Origin of the sequence: Celeribacter indicus, from assembly GCF_000819565.1 — a bacterium.
Taxonomy (GTDB): domain Bacteria; phylum Pseudomonadota; class Alphaproteobacteria; order Rhodobacterales; family Rhodobacteraceae; genus Celeribacter; species Celeribacter indicus.
This window is the reverse complement of record NZ_CP004395.1, coordinates 1-17527: the sequence shown is the minus strand read 5'-3', so window position 1 is coordinate 17527 and position 17527 is coordinate 1. Positions and strand designations below refer to the sequence as shown.

Genomic DNA, 17527 nt, shown 5'->3' with positions numbered 1-17527 from the left:
GCATCAGACCCCATTGAAGAACAGGGGCAGGCCCGGACACGCTCTTTCGGGCACCTCAAAGGCCTGATCCTCCCCGACCCTCCTCTTCCTCTCAAACCCCATGATTTGCGCAGGCGGCTTGCTTTTGTTCCTGTTATGTTCTATTCTGAAACCAAGCTATGAAGGGAGAGCCCCGATGGAAAGCACCACTTACGCCCTGCCCGCGACGCCAAAGCAGATCGCCTATGCGCGCGCGCTGGCACTGCGCAACCAGACGCTTTTGCCGTGGGAGGTTCAGCAGGACCGCCGGTCCCTGAGCGCCTGGATCGACGCACAAGCCAAGCTCACATCCGCGACAGCGCTGAACAGCCTGCCCTCGTCCAAACAGGTCGCCTTCGCCGAACGCCTCGCCCGGATCAAACGCCGCGCCGTGCCGGATGAGTGTTTCCGCGACAAGGGGCTGATGTCGAAGTGGATCGACGGGAACAAATGAAGCTGGGCTGACCCTGCGGTGATCGAGACTACTTCAGCCGATCAACAACCGATGCCCCGCCCGACTTGGCAAGCGCGATCAGGCTGGACTGGATCCTGGATGTGAAGGCGGAACTGAACGTGCCGATGGGCGTGCGGTCCTCCCAGACATAGGACCGCTCCAGAATATCGGTGTTGATCTCGTCCAGCATGACCCATTTGCGGACATGGGTTTCTAACCCCACGCGCTGCGACTCGATCTTTGGCACCTCGATGATCAGCACGATGTTGACGAGCGTTGCCGCAACAAGCAGCCGGAGCGGGGTTCGGGTACACCCCATTGACTCTAGCCTACGGCGACCCCGAACAGCGCACCGACCCCGGCTGTCGCGGCCATGGCAAGCGCGCCCCATAGCGTGACCCTTGCGGCCCCACGAACGATGCCTGCGCCGCCGGCGGAAGCACCCAATCCGCCAAGAACCGCAAGGCCAAGGATCGTCGATCCCGCCACCAGGGGAGCGATCTGCGCCTCCGGGACCAGCATTACGACGATCAGGGGCAGCACCGCCCCAACGGCGAAGGTCAGTGCGGACACCAGAGCGGCCTGAATAGGGCGGGCGGCAACGGTTTCCGAAATGCCAAGTTCGTCGCGCGCATGCGATCCGAGCGCGTCACGTTCAGTCAGTTGCACGGCAACCTTTTCCGCCAGGTCGCGGTCCAGCCCCCTTTCAACATAAATCCGGGTTAGTTCCTCGAGCTCGGCCTCGGGCGTTTCCTCGAGCTCACGGCTCTCTCGGGCGAGGTCCGCCTGTTCGGCGTCAGTTTGCGAGCTGACCGAGACATACTCCCCCGCCGCCATGGACATCGCGCCAGCCATAAGCCCGGCCAGCCCGGCGATCATGACCTCGGGCTTGCCGGAGCCTGCGGCCGCGACGCCGACGACGAGGCTCGCAGTCGAGACAAGACCATCATTGGCCCCGAGAACGGCGGCCCGCAGCCAGCCGATGCGATGCACCATATGGATTTCAGAATGTGATAGACGGCTCATGGCGTGGCTCCTTGAACGATGTCAGCTTGCTCTGACATGATGGCCTGTGGTTTGCCCGTAGCTGGCTCCTGTGGCGCGATGCGCAGCGCGCGCAGGGCGTTCAGGATAACAGCGACGTCGATGACCTCTTGCAGAAGCGCCCCCTGCACCGGGGTGAGATACCCGAAAGCGGCGGCAATCATGCCGAGAACCGACAGACCGATACCCGCGACCACGCTTTCGACAGCGATCCGGCGCGACGCCCGCGCGATCTCGATCCCGGGCCCAAGCCGGTCGATCCGGTCGACGAGCAGCACCACGTCCGCCGCCTCGGCCGAGGCCGCGGCGCCCCGTGCCCCCATTGCCACGCCTACATCGGCTGCGGCCAGGGCGGGCGCGTCGTTGACACCATCACCCACCATCATCACCGGCCCGTGTTTACGCTCGGAAAGCACCAGTAACACCTTTTGATCCGGCGTCAGACCGGCCCGCAGCCCGTCGAGGCCCAGCCCCTCGGTCACGCGCTCGGCCACGTCCGCGCGGTCGCCGGTGGCGAGCAGAATGCGCGAGATGCCTTGGCGGCGGAGACCTTCCAGCATGGCGCTCGCGCCCTCGCGCAGAGGATCTGACATCACCAGATGCCCGGCCATTCGGCCATCGACCGCAACAGCGACCAAGACCGATCCGGCGCCCTTGGCGGGGTGATCGCCCCCCGGTCGCCCGACCCGGGAAGCCACAAAACCGTCGCCCCCGACGATCACGCTGCGGCCCTCGACATCGCCCACGACCCCTTCGCCGGGAAACTCGGCGACCTCGGCCGGCACGGGCAGCGCAAGGCCCCGCGCCTTTGCGGCAGCGACGATGGCCTGCGCCACGGGGTGTTTCGATGCCTGATCGAGCGCGGCGGCGAGGCGGAGGATGTCGTCCTCGGTCATGCCATCGTGGCTGTCGATCGAGACGATCTGTGGACGGCCATCCGTCAGCGTCCCCGTTTTGTCGAGGATCAGCGTGCGGATCCGCGCCATCGTCTCGAGCGGCCCTGCGCCCTTGATCAGCACGCCAAAATGCGCCGCACGCGACAGGCCGGCGACCAGTGCGACCGGCACGGCGAGGATCAGCGGACAGGGCGTGGCGACGACCAGAACGGCAACCGCGCGGATCGGATCACCGGTGAACCACCACGCCACGAAGGCGATACTGACGGTGACGACCAGAAAGCCCAGCGACCAGCGGTCGGCCAGCCGGGACATCGGCGCTTTGGAGGCCTGCGCCTCCTCCACCAGGCGAACGATCCCGGCATAGGTGCTGTCCTTGGCTTCGCGCGTCGCCGTCAGGTCGAAGGCCTCGCCCGCATTGGTCGAGCCGCTCATGGCGTCGGCCCCGCGCGCCAGCCGGACTGGCAGGGACTCGCCGGTCAGCGCCGAGGTGTCGAGGAAGGCCGTGTCGGAGGCCACTGTGCCGTCTACCGGCACCACGTCGCCCTGCCGGATCAGCAGGCGATCACCGGGGGCGAGTTCGTCGAGCGGCACCTCCTCCAGCGCACCGTTGCAGTGCCGGGTCGCGGTCCGGGGCACGCGGGACAGGAGGTCCTGCATCGACCGACGGGCGCGGCCCTCTGCGAAGGCTTCGAGGAAGGTGCCGCCCGAATACATCACCGCAACGACCGCCGCTGCGAGCGTCTCGCCGAAGACGAGCGCCGCGGTCATGGAGAGCGCGGCGACGATATCGAGGCCCACCTCGCCGCGCCCAATGCTCCGGACGATTTCGACCACAAGCGCTGCGAGCGCGGGAACAACTCCTGCAATCCAGATCAGGTTCGCGATCTCTGGTTGGCCCGCAAGGTAGAATGCGAGTCCCACGATCAGCCCGGTTGCGGCCATCAGCAGGAGTGCGGTCTTGAAGCGATCGGTACGGGTCTGTTCCATGCGGCTCATCTTCCCCCGGCTGAGGCGATTGCCGCTGGTTCTTCGGAAAAAAGACGCCCGACTCCCACGCCCATTGCATTGCCTTCATCATCGCACAGAAGAAACAGGGCGTCGAGTCCACGTTGTCTCGCGAGGTCCGCACCCCTCTCCGCACCGAGCACCATGAGCGCCGTCGCCCAAGCATCGGCCTCGGCACAGGTGCGGGCCACCACGGTGACGGAGGCCGGCGAGGCGATCAGCGGCGCGCCACGTCTCGGATCCATGGTATGCGACAGGCGGCGCCCCTGAACCTCGACCCAATGGCGGTAGTCACCGGAGGTCGCCACGGCGGCGTCCTGCAGCGCCAGAACCGAATGCGGCGTCCGGCGATCAGGGTCCGGCGCTTCTACCGCGATGATCCATGCCTCGCCATCGGGGCGCAGGCCCATGGCACGCATCTCACCGTCGATGCCGACAAGGGCGTCGGCAATCCCATGATCGCGCAAGGTCTCGGCGAGCCGGTCGACGCCATAGCCCTTGGCGATGCCGTTCAAATCCAGCGCAATGGGCGCGGTCTTGCGCAACTGCATCCCCTCGATCTCCAGCACCTCCTGCGCCGGGCGGCGGGGGGCGTCCATCACGGCGCGGATACCCTCGGGCGCGGCGGCCCCGGGCCCGAAACCCCAGGCCGTCACCGCATCGCCCATGCCGATATCGAAGGCCCCGCCCGAGGCGCGCCCGATCTCGAGCCCGAGGCGCAGGACCGCCCGCAGTTGCTCCGGCACCACCACCCAATCGTCCACCGGCGCCGCATTGATCCGCATGAGCGCGCTCTCCGCGTTCCACGTCGACATCTGCTTGTCCACCTCGTCGACAGCCGCCTGAAGGGCGGCACGGATTGCATCCGTGTCGCGGCCCCGATCCGCGAAGAACAGCGCCGACCAGCGCGTGCCCATGGTGGGGCCGTTCAGGGCGATGCGCGCGCGCTCAGTAGACATCTTCGACATACCGCCCCTCTGCCTTTAGGACTGCGGGCGTAAGCCCGGCAGGTGCGAGGATCTCGGCCAACGCATCGCTCACGCCCGTGGCCATGTCGCGCCCGCCGCAGACCATCACACGCGCCCCGTCGCAGATAAGCCGGGCCACCTGCGCCGCGTCGGCGCGCAAGGCGTCCTGCACATAACTGCGCCGCGCGCCGCGCGAGACGGCGGTGACAAGCCGGGTCAACCGCCCCTCAGCCTGCCAGCCGGGCATCTCTTCGCCATAGAAGAAATCGCTGTCCGCATGCCGCATCCCGAAAAACAGGTGCACGGGCCTGTGCCGCGCATTGCCGCGGATGAAGCCCGCCAGCGGCCCGATGCCGGTGCCCGCCCCGATCAGGATCAGCGGGGTGCGACCGCGGTCGGCGTGAAAGCCGGGATTGCGGCGCAGGAAGGCCCGGACCGTATCGCCCGGTTCCAGCGCGGTCAGCTGGCCCGAGGCCAGACCGCCCGGATGCTTGCGCACCACGATCTCGACGAACCCGTCGCGCCGGCCCGAGGCAAGCGAGTAGAGACGTGGCACGGCGCTGCCCTGCGGCAGGACGCCGATCAGGTCGCCCGCCTGGAACCGTGCGAAGCCCGCGCCCGTCAGCCGCTGCCACGGCGTTGCGCTCGGCAGGGCAAAGCGCAGGATCGCGGCCCCCGCCTGCATCTCAGCCCCGTAGTTGCGCCGCGAGACGAGGGTCAATTGTTCGGTGCGCGGCAAGACGGGTTGGTGCGCAAGGTCAAGGGGTATGCCAAGCATCTCGCCAAGCGCGCGGCCCCAGCGCGCGAAATCCTGTGGCGATTGCCGGTCGATCGTGTCGAGCGGCAGAAGCTCGGGCCAACCTTTCGCCTTTGCCGCTGCCGTGACGTCCTTGGCGAAAGCGCAATAGGCCGGAAAACTCCGGTCGCCGAAGCCGAGAACGGCAATCGGAAAGTCGGGCGCTCGGTCTGTGGCGTTCAGCCGGTCGAGAAAGCCCTTCGCCGAGGCCGGAGCGGCACCATCGCCATAGGTCGCGGCGAGCAGGATGATGCGCTCGGCACGGGCGTAGCGCTCTGGCGCGAAGCCCGACATCGGGCCAACATGGACGCCCTGCCCCGCTGCCGTCAGCGCGGCATGCAGGGTCGCGGCGAAGCCCCAGGTGCTGCCACCCTCGCTGCCGACAAGAATGATCGTCTCGGCACGGCCCGCGGGCTGGTTGCCCCGGATGCGCGGCCGCCCGCGCCGCCCGGCAAGCCAGATCAAGACGCCGGTAACGCCCATCGCCGGCACTCCGAGCGCCATCATCCCGAGCACAAGGCCGAGCGTCGCGGCCCCCTGCCCCGTGTGCAGCATGTAAATGGTTTCCGAGACGCGCTCCCACCCGGTCAGGTCGGCCCATGCCACGAGCGCGCCGGTTCCCTGGTCAAGATAGCCGGTGCCCCAGTCGGTCTTCAGTGTGAACACGTCCGTCGCGTCGCCGGGATAGGGAAAGCTCAGTTCGCGCAGCTCGGCGACGGGGGTCTGCAGCAGCGTGGCCATCTGATCGAGAGCGAACCCAATTTCTCCGCTCACTTCGGTGGGATCAGCCGGCAGGACGCTACCGTCCGGCAGAAGATCGAAGGTGGAGGCTGTCATCCAGAGGGCGGTGGTGGAGGACAGAACGAGGCCGATGACGGCGATCCGGGCGATCTCGACATGCAGCCTGCCCGCGAACGGACCGCGCAAGGACGCGAACCAGTGCCGCCATCCGCCCGCCCGTCGCGCGACCAGCATAGCACCCGAGAGCGAGAGGACCAGCATCGCCGCGGCCCCGGCGGCCATGGCGATGCGCCCGCCATCCCCGAGGAAGAGCGAGCGATGAAAGTTGGTGAGCCAGCGAAGGGCCTGGTTCGGGTCGGCCGAGGCCACGCCCGCGCCCGTCGCCGGGTCGATCACGGCAGCACCCGGCGCGCCCTGATCGAACCAATAGGCGGTGATCCGACCGGAGGGCGACCGCCGGATCTGCTCGACGCCCGGATAGACGACCTGGATGCGGTCCGCGAGGGTGGCGACTGTCAGGCCAGTCTCCACCTGCGGCGCGGTGATGCGCTCGACTGTCGGAAAGACCGAGAGCGCGGCGCCGCTCAGGCTCAGGATCGTGACGAGCGCGAGTGCCAGAAGACCCGGCCAGCGATGGAGTGTACGGATCATGGCCCTGCCCCTCACATGTCGTAGGAGAAGTTGGAGATGTAGCGCCGCCCGCTCACCGGCGTGCCCGCGCCCGCCGTCGTCAGCGGCACGGCCACCTCGTTCGGGCTGTCGCGCATATCCTCGACCGCCGCGTCGATGTGCAGCGTGTAGCCCGTATCGAACAGCGCGTCGGCCAGATCGAGCGTGATCTCGAGACTGCGGCCCGCGCCGACGCTGGCGCCGGTGATACCGTTTACCTGCGCGGTATCGCCGCCCGTGGCACGGTACCAGTCGCTCAGATGCTCGTAGTACTTGGACTTGCCACCAGCCATCCAGAGACTGCCGACATAGGCGCCCGAGGCGTCGGTAACGTAAAGCGCGAGGTAAGCGCCGTCGCCACCATAGTTGTTAAGGGTGGTTGTGAGCGTCACGGGCCGTGCCATAGCGAGGCCGGGAAGCGTGAGTGCGGTGGTAAGCGCGAGCGTTGCGAGAAGTGATTTCATGGGAATGATCCTTGTTCAGGGTGCTTCGGAGCTGTTCAGTTCACCTGAACCTGCGGAGGGGCGCCGTTTCCGAAGAGGCCGTTCTGCGGAGGAGCGACCGTTCCAGCGGGCGCGGGATTGCGGGCGCCACCGCGGTCGTCGTCATCATCCTCGTAGTCCATCTCGACGATCTGCAGCGTCGCCGGATCGAGCTTCACCTCGATCTCGCGGCCATCCTGGTCTCGGCCTTCGATTTCGTAGCAGCCGTCGTCGATCTCGAAGTCGCGCACCGTCCAACCGTTCTGTTCGGCCATCTGCATGGCGGCCTCGCGCGGCTGCCACTGGTCACGGGGCGCATTGCAATCATCGTCGTCGGCCAGCGCAGCGCCGGCGGGCAAGAGTGCGATCAGGGCAAGGGCGGTCAGGGTCTTTTTCATGGCAAGGGGTCCTTTCGTTTGATGAGACCAATCTGGCACCCCGACCTGAGGGCATCCTGACGCCCCAGCGATTCCTGCTTCAGCTTGCCGTCAGGAAAATGGCCCCGCCGATGATGGCGGGGCCAAAAAGATGCGAGCGCAGGCTACAGGGCTGGCATGGCTATGCGCCCTGCCCCGCGTTCAGGCGAATTCGAACAGCTCGAAGCGGACACGGCGAGGCGTTTGGCCTTGTGCTTTCAAGCCCTTGAGAACCCCGTCCTTCAGACCGGTTGGGCCGCAGAACCACAGATCGGCTTGCCGGATCGCGAAAGGGACCGCGCCAATCAGGCGCTCGGCCGTGAGCCTGCCATCGCGCGTCGTGACGACCACCTCGAAACTGAACCTCGGGTTGCGGGCAGCCGCAGCGCGCAGCGTCTCTACCCCAATCGCCTCTTCTTGTGTCGGAACGCAGTAGATGAGGTGAATGTCGCGACTCTCCGCCTCTGTCAGGCTTTCCGCCCAGGCGAGGAACGGCGTGATACCGATGCCGCCGGCAAGCCATATTTGGCGCGCACCGCCCTTGCGGAAATTGAACCGTCCATATGGCCCTTCGACCTGCACGCGCGTTCCGGTCCGCAAGATGGCGGGCAGGCTTCGTGTCCAGCAACCCAACCCCCGGATGGAGAACGTCAGGGTGCCGTCAGGGCGCGGGGCGCTGGCGATCGTGAAGGGGTGCGGCTCGGACAGTCCTGCCTCTGGCGCGCGGAAGAAGGCGAATTGCCCCGGCCGCCACCGCATGGCCCGCCTCTCGGCGCGGAGGGTTAGCGTGGTGGTGTCCTTGGTCTGGCTGATCTCTGTGACGGTGAATTCTCTACGCCGCAGGTATGGGGCGACCAGCTCGGTGAATATCCACGCGATCACTCCGGCGATGCCGAATGTGTTCAGAAGCACCGAGAGCGATGGATCTACCTCTGTCGGCATGTCGACGAAGAACTGGTGAAAGACCACGATTGCAAAAAGGGCCCCCATGAAACGATGGCTGAACCGCCAGATCTGATAGGGGATTTCCAGCCCGATGAAGGGCAATCTCCGGAACCAGCTGACAGCAACCAGGGCGAGAAGCGCATTGAAGGCAAGTTCGCCCGCCTCTTCACCAAGTTCTCCAAGGGAGGTTTCACGCACCATACGCTCGAAATCCGGCTCGATCTGCTGGTGCAGGATCATCAGGACCATTGCGGAAATGCCGAGCCACTTGTGGACCCGGTACATGCGATCGAGACCGCCGAACAATGGTTCCACTAGTGGCGGCCGTGCGGCGAGGATCAGGGTCTGTGCCATCGCGACAACTGCCGCCGCCCCGACGGCAATGCCAAGTGCTGCATCCGCGCCATAAGGCGCATAGGTGTTGAACCCGAGCAGTGCCGCCAGCAGGCATGGCAGCGCCACCAGAACCGGGCCCGTCAGGGCTAGAGGAGAGTTGAGGGAAAGCCGGTGGAGTGACGGAAAGCCCGGCACCGGGACATTACCGTCGCGACGCGCTGCATCAGTCATCGTCGCGTCTCTCGTGATCCCGCTCGCGGCGATCATCCTCGTCGTCCTCGTATTCGAACTCGATTACCTCCAGCGTGGCCGGGTGGACAGTCACCTCGATCGCACGCCCCTCGGCATCCCTCCCGTCGATCTCGTAGCAGCCGTCATCAATCTTGATCCGGCGCACCGTCCAACCATTTTCTTCGGCCAGCATGGCAACAGCATCGCGCGGCTGCCAGTCGGCCATCGGCACGAAGCAATCGTCGTCAGCCAGCGCCGCGCCGACCGGAAAGACCGCGAGAAAGCCGATAATTGTCAATGTCTTCTTCATGGGGCACACTCCTAGTGGCTCGCCTCTTGATGCCATTCATGCGCCGCGAAGCTGACGGCAGCCTGAAGGGGCTCGACCCACAAGCTTCAGCTTCGTGTCAGCCAGACGGATCATGGAGGGACATCAGGAAAGGACGGGTACGACCATGCGCATATTGCTGATCGAGGACGACACGACTCTTGGCGCTGCCGTGCGCGACCAGATCGCAGCTGATGGCCAGTCAGTAGACTGGGTCACGCGGCTAGACGCGGCGGCAGACGCGATGAGCACAACCTCCTACGACCTGCTCCTGCTCGACCTCATGCTGCCAGACGGACGTGGTATCGGGTTCCTCAAGGGCCTCAGGACGCGTGGAGACGTGACGCCGGTCATCATCCTGACGGCGCTCGACCAGGTGTCCGATAGGATCGAAGGGCTCAATGCGGGCGCTGACGACTATCTTGTGAAGCCCTTCGACCTGTCGGAACTGTCGGCACGGATCGGATCGGTCGCGCGGCGCTACAGCGGCAACCCCAACCCGATCCTGACCCACGGACCGCTCGACATCGACCTTGCCGCGCGCAGCGTCCATCGGGATGGCAGACATGTGCCGCTGACGGCGCGGGAATGGGCGCTCTTCGAGGCCTTCCTGGCGCGTCCCGGGCAGCTCCTATCCAAGGCGCAGTTGGAGGAGAAGCTCTACGCTTTCGACGCCGAAGTCGAGAGCAACACCATCGAGGTGCACGTAAGCCGCCTGCGCAAGAAACTGGGGAGCGCCATCATCGAGACCGAGCGCGGCATGGGTTACCGGCTGGGCAAGCCATGATGTGGCCATCCAGCCTTCAGGTACGGCTCGGCTTGTCACTCGGCCTTGTGCTGACGATTCTCTGGCTCGCCGCCGCCACGGTTACCGCGGTGATCGTTCGGGGCGAGATGGATGAGGTCTTCGACAGCGCCCTGCGCGAAACCGCCGAGCGCATCCTGCCGCTGGCCGTGACCGACATCGTCGGGCGGGAAGATCAGGGTATGACGCAGCGTCTCGCGCCGATCCGTGAGCATGACGAGTTCTTCACCTACATCGTACGCGATGCCGAGGGACGCATTTTGCTGCAATCCCATGCGGCGGACCCTGCCGTGTTCCCTCCATACGATGGTCCGGGATTTGGGCAGAACGCCACACATCGCCTCTACAGCGACGCGGTGCTCCAGGGGACGATCAGCATCACCGTGGCCGAACCGTTGGCGCATCGCGCTTCGGTTGCTCGGGAAATCCAGATGGGCCTCGGCCTGCCGCTGCTGGTTGTGCTGCCGTTGGCGCTCGCGTCGATTATTCTCGCTGTGCGCTTCAGCCTCGCCCCTCTCCATCGGTTCCGTACGCGGCTTGAAGCGCGCGGCGTGCGCGACCTGTCAGAAGTACCCGCGGCCGACCTGCCGACGGAAATCGGCCCGCTGGCCGCAACCTTGAACAGCCTTTTGGCTCGGCTGCGCGACGCGTTCGAGGCTGAGCGAAGTTTTGCAGCCAATGCGGCTCATGAACTAAGGACACCATTGGCGGGCGCTATCGCCCAGGCGCAGCGACTGCGGTCAGAGACCAAAGATCCGACCATCGACGCGCGCGCCGCCGAGATCGAGGCGACGCTCAAGCGTCTCACTCGGCTGTCCGAGCGTCTCCTGCAGCTTGCGCGGGCCGAAGGCGGTAGACTTCGGATGGACCAGAGCTCTGATGTCAGAACCATCACTCGGGTCGTGGTGGAAGATATTGCGCGCAGCACAGAGAACGGGCGCCTTATGTTGAACTTGCCGGACACGCCTGTCTTGTCTGATATCGACCCCGACGCATTGGGAATTCTGTGCCGGAATCTGGTGGAAAACGCCCTACGCCACGGGGCGCAGAATGCCCCAGTCGAGGTTACACTCACGAGCGACGGGCAGTTGATCGTGGCGAACGAGGGCCCCGCGGTAGCAACCGAAACACTCGAACGCCTGACAGGGCGCTTCGAGAGGGCAGATGCAAAAACTGATGGTAGCGGGCTTGGCCTCGCTATCGTTGCAGCAATCGCAGAACGGATCGAAACCTCTCTCTTGCTCCAGTCACCACGTCCCGGTGAAACTTCTGGATTTCAGGCATCCGTCAGATTGCCAACTGATGCTCCAAATGCCCATGTGAAAGATCGGGAGCACTGACCTTGAAGTCTCACGTCGCAGCGCCCCGAAGGGCGCGGTGTCGATGATGGTTGTAGCAGACATGATTCCTCATTCCGAATGTGAGTAATCGCACTCATCTTATTGATATTGTTATATTATAGGGTGATTGGGGGCGGAATGCCCGCCCCCCTGTTGGAACACGTTACTCTGCGGCCAGCATCGACGCGCTTTCAACAGGCAAGTCATCCGTCAGGAATGCAGGAAGGTCAGCCTCACTGACGCTGTCGGCCATTTCGGCATCGACATCCGGCCCCTGCCCTTCGGCATGGTCCTCATCGTCCAGCGCCACGAGATCGACACGGCGCAGGACCTCGGGCAACCAGCCGCTGCCCTTCAGCAAGCGCTCGGCCTCACTGGCCATCTCGCCTTTCTTCAGGTGATCGAGGAGTTGGGCAGTCCCCTCCCCCTTGGCCTCACGTACGGCCTCGAGGATCCGGGTCTTGGGCACGCGGTTGAGATAGGTGTCGACCGTCGGCTCCCAGCCTGCCTCGACCATATCGAGATCGACTGCCTGTGCCACGAGATCGGAATGCGCCATACGCCGGGTCAGACCGCCAGCAGAGATGCCTGCCCCGTAGGGGTTCACCTTTTCATGCAGCGCGTTGACGCCGAAGCTGAGGCAATGCGCCAGCAAGGCCAGCCGACTGCCCTGGTCGAGGACCGTCAGATAGTCCCAGAGCGCTGCATCGTCGCCAAGCGGCAGATCGGCTTCCCATTCAGCGTGACGCTCGTCGACCAGCTTTGCCACCACGCTGTCCGTCAGATTGGGCGCCTGCGCCGACATGTAGACCGGACGCACGGATGCCTCGAGACAGCTTCCCGAAGCAGAGGAGGTGCGGAAGGTGTCCGTCACCAGCTTCAGCAGCAGCAGCGTCAACGCGACATCCGGCGAGCGCCCGATCGCTTCACGCAGCGCCAGCGTCCGGTGGGCCGTCAACTCCATGACCAACCGCTCGGGCAGTGGCTTCAGCGCTCCGTCATCCTCATCATCCGGCAAGTCAGCTCCGATCGGCTGGCCACCCGACATGATGACGGTTCCGCCATGAGCGGCACTGCCATGGCCATCGGTGAGATCACGATAATCCCCCTGCCCCGCCACCGCAGGATCAGTACCGTCCTGGACCGCGGTCTCCTCAACGGGCTCATCCTCTGGACGCACATAGCCGCGATAGACTGCCAGCGCGCCGTAGCGGTCGAGCGTGACGAACGCCCCTGCCCGCCCGATCTCCTCCGCGTGGAAGATCAACGGCCGGGTCTCGATCTTTTCCATCTCCGTTTCCAACACGCCAAGCCGCGTGTCGATCCCGTCGGGGATTTCATCCTGACCCGCGTATTCCTCTTCCAGCGCCCGGTATTCGGCGAGCAGCTTGGCATGGGCCGCGCCTTCGTCATCCGTCATCGGTGCCGGATCACCTGACAGGGACCGCAGGCCGTGGCTGTAGCCGTAGGGCAGGTCAAGCGCGACCTCGATCCACTTCCAGCCCTCAACGGCAACCGTCTCAGCCTTGGCCTGGAGTTTTTCCGTCACCAGCCGATCGAGCAGGGCAGGGTCCTCGAGCCAGCCACCGTCATCGCCCTGAAAGAGGTCATGCAACATCGTGCCGCCCGCCGCTTCGTAGGCCTCAACACCCACAAAGACCGCGCGTCGGTCGGACGCCCGGACCGAGGTCTCGGTCAGCATGCGCCGGATCTGGAATGGCTCCTTGTTCCAGGATGAATGGATCACATCCCAGACCTGAACCTGACGCGCGTGATCGGGGTTCACGGTGAAGGCCATGAGCTGCTCCAGCGTCATGCCATCCTCGGCATAGACCTCAAGCAGGGCAGGGGCGACGGAGGCAAGTTTGAGGCGCTGCTTCACGATCTGCGGCGTCACGAAGAAGGCGGCAGCAATCTCTGCATCGCTCTGACCCTTGTCCCGCAGGGCCACAAACGCGCGGAACTGGTCGAGCGGGTGCAGGGCGACGCGCTGCATGTTTTCTGCAAGGGAATCGTCCTCGGCGAGGATGTCGGACGCTGCATCCCGCACGATGCAGGGAATGGGTGTCGTCTTTGCCAAACGCTTCTGCTTCACCAGCAGGGACAACGCTTGGAACCGCCGCCCACCGGCCGGGATCTCGAACTTGCCGGTCTCGGTCCCATCGTCAGCCAAGACGGGCCGCACGCTTAGGCTCTGCAACAGACCGCGGCGAGCGATGTCTTCGGCCAGTTCCTCGACAGACACGCCAGCCTTGATGTGCCGCACATTGGACTGGCTCAGCACCAGCTTGTCGAAAGGGATATCCCGCGAAGGGGACAGGGTGATTTTCTGGACAGCTTTGGTCATCAGATATTCTCCACGACGGGCGCCGGAAGCCACTCTCCCGATCTCACTTCCCGTCACCCTCAAACCAACACCCCTTTCCCTCTCGATGATCGTATGGTTGCCAAGAGGCGACTTAACAGCTGTTAAGTCATGCCAACTGAGCACCGCGGCGTTGAAACTTAACAGCTGTTAAGCCGCACTTCGCCGACCGATCAAAGCCATGACCATCGGACCGCAAGAGAATTCGCCCGCCGCGGCCTTGGACGTCAGCGCCCGCAAGTATCCACCCGGTGATCTGATGTCGGAGAAACGTTCCAACATGGCCACAACGACGATCGAGGCTTGCTCTGGTCCCATGAAGCGTTGCGCTTCTTCCCAAGCGGAAACACTGATCCCCATGGCCGGCCGTACATGACAAGCCGCGTCGAAAAGTTGGTGCCAGTGTCGAATGTCGCCCTGATAGAAAGTCTTGAGCGACGGGCAGCCGGTGATTACCAGGTGGAGTGGGATTTTCGGCACCCGCCTCGTGTCAGGCTCTTCAAGGTCAGCCACGGGCTCACCCGTATCATCATCAGGCGCGCCGTCCGCCGCCCCGCCTTTTTCTAAGGCAGGTTCAAGATCTATAGATTCTTTATTTGAATTATGATGGTGACGCTCAAATTGGGCATCATTGGTGTTCATTTCTTCTGTTTCAGGACCGTCAATCACATTACGCGCCTGGTCAAGAAGGGTCTCCAGTTCAGTCCGAAATGCCGACAGATCCTCAAGCGAGAGTTTGCGGCGAAGAGCACGGGCGGTGAGGGCTGCCTTGTCGCGGAGCTGGTCCCATAGGCCAAGCCCGGGCTGGATCTCTTCGCCGAACTCCGCCAGAGCGGCCAAGTCGCGACGCATAAGGCTCACTACCTCCCTCAGTCGCCGCACACGGTCCTCGGCCTCACGCACAGCCTCTGCAGCCCGTGCAATTTCCTCGGCCCGGCAATAGAGCGGGGAGAGATCAAAGCCGAAGGCCACGCGATCTTCACCACGCTTGCGCACATACCGCTTCCCATTGGGGCTATCGCGCCGCATGAGCAAGCCTGCCTCTACCAACCGGGCGAGGTGACGGCGCATCGTCGAGCAAGGCATGCCGTTCAGCCGCTCGCAGATCGCCTTGTTGGATGGGAAGACGACCATTTCGGCGTTGCCGCCGAGTGCATCGTCCGGAAAGAAGCTGAGAAGTCCCTGAAGAATGGTCAGATCGCGCTCGGAAACCCCAAAGGCGGCCTGTGCCTTGGACAGCTCGCGGAGGAGCTCCCACTTGTTGACGGGCTTGCCGGGAACAGACGCCTCGGGACGCTCGACCACGCGCAGATGGGCGTGCGAGATCGGCCGCATAAACGGCGAAATCGGTGTGTAATCCATGATGTCATTCACGAAGGCAAAATTTCCCTGGCCCGCGAATCGCTTTGCGCTTGCGGGAAAGGGGCCAGATCGCTACATTCAGAGGTGCGAAAACTGAAGTTTTGTAGCGGGCTGGTCCCGTGCGAAACCTAAGAAAGGTCTCGTGAAGCTTGCTTCTCGGGGCCTTTTTCTTTTCTGCCTGTCTCGTGCCTCCTTTTTGATTGTTGCTCTTCCTCAGTCTTCCGAACGCTTCCAGCGCTCGTGAAGCTCGGCGATCAGCTGCGGGGCGTTGCCCTCAAGCCAGCTGACAAAATCGCTCTCCTCAGCCTTCAACTCGAGCTTGAGTTGCTTTCCACGACGTCCGGTCGTGACAGTGGCGGCACCGACCCCCGGAATCACCGTGCCGGGCCGCCCGCGAGGGCGAGACGAGGATGTGGTCTGTTCGGGCTTCCCTGCAGCAGAAAGGACGGCCAAAAATGCATGATCGGATTTCTCGTCAATACCGCCTTGGTAGGATGTCTTGGCCTCACCCGCCAAAGCTGCAAGCAGTTCGCGATCGGCATCCGTAGCCCCCAGCAACTTCTTGAGCTCTTCCCACCTGGGCCGACCAATGCCCGGAGCGGCACCGATGGCGAGGACCAGGTCCTCCCCAACGGTGCGGACCACGCTTAACAGCTGCGACACTCCTGCCTCGGTCAGATTGAGAACCTCGGCGACACCCTTGTTGGTGCGTTCGGATGCGCTCAGATGGTCACCGTCGAGCAAGGCTGCGGCAACAAGCGCTCGTTCGATGAAGCTTAGATCCCGCCGCTCCTGGTTCTCCAACAGCTGATCACGAAGTGCCTGATCGCCCTCCATCTCTGTGACAATGGCGCGGACCTTGATCCCAAGTTCTCTACAAGCTTCGAGTCGACGACGGCCATAGATCAGGCTGTAGCGATCACCCTCAAGCGGCCGGACGAGGATTGGTACTCGCTGTCCGTTCTTGGAAATTGACGCCTTGAGGCCTTCAGTCTCGATCTGCAGCCGGTCATCGAGCCGACCTGTGGTTTCGATTTGGTCAGGCTCGATTTCGAAAACGCCGCCGCGCAGCCTGCGCCCCTCAAGAGCGTCGGGCGCGTTGCGCAGGGTCTGCAGTGGCAGTCCCAGTTTAGGCTTTCTTGCCATTGCGTCCCCACGTGTTCTGGATGATCGCCGCGATCTCGTCGTTGACGGCGTTCATGGATTCGATTGCACGATCGAAAGTCTGACGCGTGAAGTCCTTCTTGTCGGCCTCGTAGAGCGTCTGCTTCGTCAGCCCTGCATCAGAGATCGCAGTCGACTCAACCATGTGGTTGGTCAGGACTGACCTGCCGAACAGACCCCGGATGAAAGCAATGACCTCGGTCTGCGGGGCATCACCCACCTTGTAGCGGGTCGGCAGAAAGCGCAGCCAGTCGAAGCGAAGGTTTGCGCCAGCATCCCGGATGACGCCAAGCAGATCAGCGGTCATTCGCAGAAACTGCGACATGGACATCAGATCGAGCATTTGCGGGTGAACGGTAACAAGCACCCCTGAAGATGCTGAAAGGGCGGACATGGTTAAAAAACCAAGCTGCGGCGGACAGTCGATGACGACGACGTCATAGTCCGCTTCGACACTGTCGAGCGCATCGCGCACACGGGCAAAGAATGCGCGGGCGCCGCCACGCTGAATGGCTGCCGGTGTCTCATGTTCGAATTCCATGAGCTCGAGGTTCCCGGGAATCAGATCAAGACCACGGATGTAGGTCTTGCGGATCACGTCCGAGATCGGGACCGGTTCATCGTAGCGAACCGCATCATACAGCGTGCCACCCTCCATCAGGTCCAGCTCAGGCTGGATGCCATGCAGCGCGGAAAGGGATGCTTGGGGGTCCAGATCGATCGCAAGGATACGGTATCCCTTGAGAGCCAGGCGCTGTGCAAGGTGAGCGGATGTTGTCGTTTTCCCGGACCCGCCCTTGAAGTTCACAACAGAAACAATCTGAAGCTCGTCACCGGCACGACGTCCCGGAACGTAAGTTCCAGGCTTCTTCGCGTTTGCCTCAAGGGCGTGGCGAATCTCCCAGATATCATCGAGGGTATATCGCCGGTGGCTGCCCGCAGTGGTTTCGACGTCAGCGATCTTTCCTTCTCGATGAAGCTTGCGAAGGTAGGTATGATCGACGCCAAGCAACTCGGCCGCCTCGCCGCTGGTCAGGCTGCGCATGACTTTTTTGGCGTCGGGAGGGAAGTGGGCAGCACGTTGCGCATGAAGATTGGACGCAAGAAGCTCTGCGTAGTGCCCGATGGCAATGTCCAGGTCCTGCTCAGCTTCGCTCAT

General features: G+C 63.8%; 16 protein-coding genes. 3 read left to right on the top strand and 13 right to left on the bottom strand.

Annotated elements, in window-relative coordinates:
* Positions 1–175 precede the first annotated feature (175 nt).
* On the top strand, positions 176–472 hold the full coding sequence (locus P73_RS22880) for a hypothetical protein (protein ID WP_043872243.1): 297 nt from the start codon (positions 176–178) through the stop codon (positions 470–472).
* Positions 473–500: 28 nt separating this feature from the next.
* Here P73_RS22880 and P73_RS22875 read toward each other — a convergent pair whose 3' ends face one another.
* The 9 genes from P73_RS22875 to P73_RS22835 all read right to left on the bottom strand — a co-directional run bounded on the left by P73_RS22875 (position 501) and on the right by P73_RS22835 (position 9314).
* The gene (locus P73_RS22875) at positions 501–791 is read right to left on the bottom strand and encodes a hypothetical protein (RefSeq protein ID WP_245629305.1); all 291 of its coding nucleotides are present in this window, start codon (positions 789–791) and stop codon (positions 501–503) included.
* A gap of 5 nt (positions 792–796) precedes the next feature.
* A complete protein-coding gene (locus P73_RS22870; RefSeq protein WP_043872242.1) occupies positions 797–1498 on the bottom strand; it encodes a VIT1/CCC1 transporter family protein in 702 nt (233 codons plus the stop codon).
* Positions 1495–3402 carry a heavy metal translocating P-type ATPase gene (locus P73_RS22865; RefSeq protein ID WP_043872241.1) on the bottom strand — a complete coding sequence of 636 codons (1908 nt, stop codon included), beginning with the start codon at positions 3400–3402 and terminating at the stop codon, positions 1495–1497. Before P73_RS22865 ends, P73_RS22870 begins: the two co-directional genes overlap by 4 nt.
* A gap of 5 nt (positions 3403–3407) precedes the next feature.
* The gene (locus P73_RS22860) at positions 3408–4388 is read right to left on the bottom strand and encodes an FAD:protein FMN transferase (protein ID WP_043872240.1); all 981 of its coding nucleotides are present in this window, start codon (positions 4386–4388) and stop codon (positions 3408–3410) included.
* On the bottom strand, positions 4369–6576 hold the full coding sequence (locus tag P73_RS22855; protein WP_043872239.1) for a PepSY domain-containing protein: 2208 nt from the start codon (positions 6574–6576) through the stop codon (positions 4369–4371). The genes P73_RS22860 and P73_RS22855 overlap by 20 nt, the downstream gene beginning before the upstream one ends.
* Positions 6577–6587: 11 nt before the next feature.
* Complete coding sequence (locus P73_RS22850; protein WP_043872238.1) at positions 6588–7058, bottom strand: DUF2271 domain-containing protein; 471 nt, start codon at positions 7056–7058, stop codon at positions 6588–6590.
* A 35-nt stretch (positions 7059–7093) separates the two neighbouring features.
* A complete protein-coding gene (locus tag P73_RS22845; protein WP_009503876.1) occupies positions 7094–7474 on the bottom strand; it encodes a PepSY domain-containing protein in 381 nt (126 codons plus the stop codon).
* 180 nt (positions 7475–7654) lie between these two features.
* Positions 7655–9040, bottom strand: a complete 1386-nt coding sequence (locus tag P73_RS22840; protein WP_043872237.1) for a ferredoxin reductase family protein — start codon at positions 9038–9040, stop codon at positions 7655–7657.
* Positions 8997–9314, bottom strand: a complete 318-nt coding sequence (locus P73_RS22835; protein WP_043872236.1) for a PepSY domain-containing protein — start codon at positions 9312–9314, stop codon at positions 8997–8999. The genes P73_RS22840 and P73_RS22835 overlap by 44 nt, the downstream gene beginning before the upstream one ends.
* 145 nt (positions 9315–9459) lie before the next feature.
* Between P73_RS22835 and P73_RS22830 the strand changes: the two genes are divergently transcribed.
* Positions 9460–10119: a response regulator transcription factor gene (locus tag P73_RS22830; protein WP_043872235.1), complete on the top strand. Its 660-nt coding sequence runs from the start codon at positions 9460–9462 to the stop codon at positions 10117–10119.
* Positions 10116–11477, top strand: a complete 1362-nt coding sequence (locus P73_RS22825) for a sensor histidine kinase (protein ID WP_043872234.1) — start codon at positions 10116–10118, stop codon at positions 11475–11477. Before P73_RS22830 ends, P73_RS22825 begins: the two co-directional genes overlap by 4 nt.
* Before the next feature lie 163 nt (positions 11478–11640).
* Here the strand turns inward: P73_RS22825 and P73_RS22820 are convergent, their stop codons facing one another.
* The 4 genes from P73_RS22820 to repA all read right to left on the bottom strand — a co-directional run bounded on the left by P73_RS22820 (position 11641) and on the right by repA (position 17527).
* Entirely contained in the window at positions 11641–13824 is a 2184-nt protein-coding gene (locus tag P73_RS22820; protein WP_043872233.1) for a ParB/RepB/Spo0J family partition protein, read from the bottom strand.
* A gap of 168 nt (positions 13825–13992) precedes the next feature.
* Positions 13993–15204, bottom strand: a complete 1212-nt coding sequence (repC, locus tag P73_RS22815) for a plasmid replication protein RepC (protein WP_043872232.1) — start codon at positions 15202–15204, stop codon at positions 13993–13995.
* Positions 15205–15417: 213 nt separating this feature from the next.
* Positions 15418–16350, bottom strand: a complete 933-nt coding sequence (repB, locus tag P73_RS22810; RefSeq protein WP_043872231.1) for a plasmid partitioning protein RepB — start codon at positions 16348–16350, stop codon at positions 15418–15420.
* Positions 16334–17527, bottom strand: a complete 1194-nt coding sequence (repA, locus tag P73_RS22805) for a plasmid partitioning protein RepA (protein WP_043872230.1) — start codon at positions 17525–17527, stop codon at positions 16334–16336. The genes repB and repA overlap by 17 nt, the downstream gene beginning before the upstream one ends.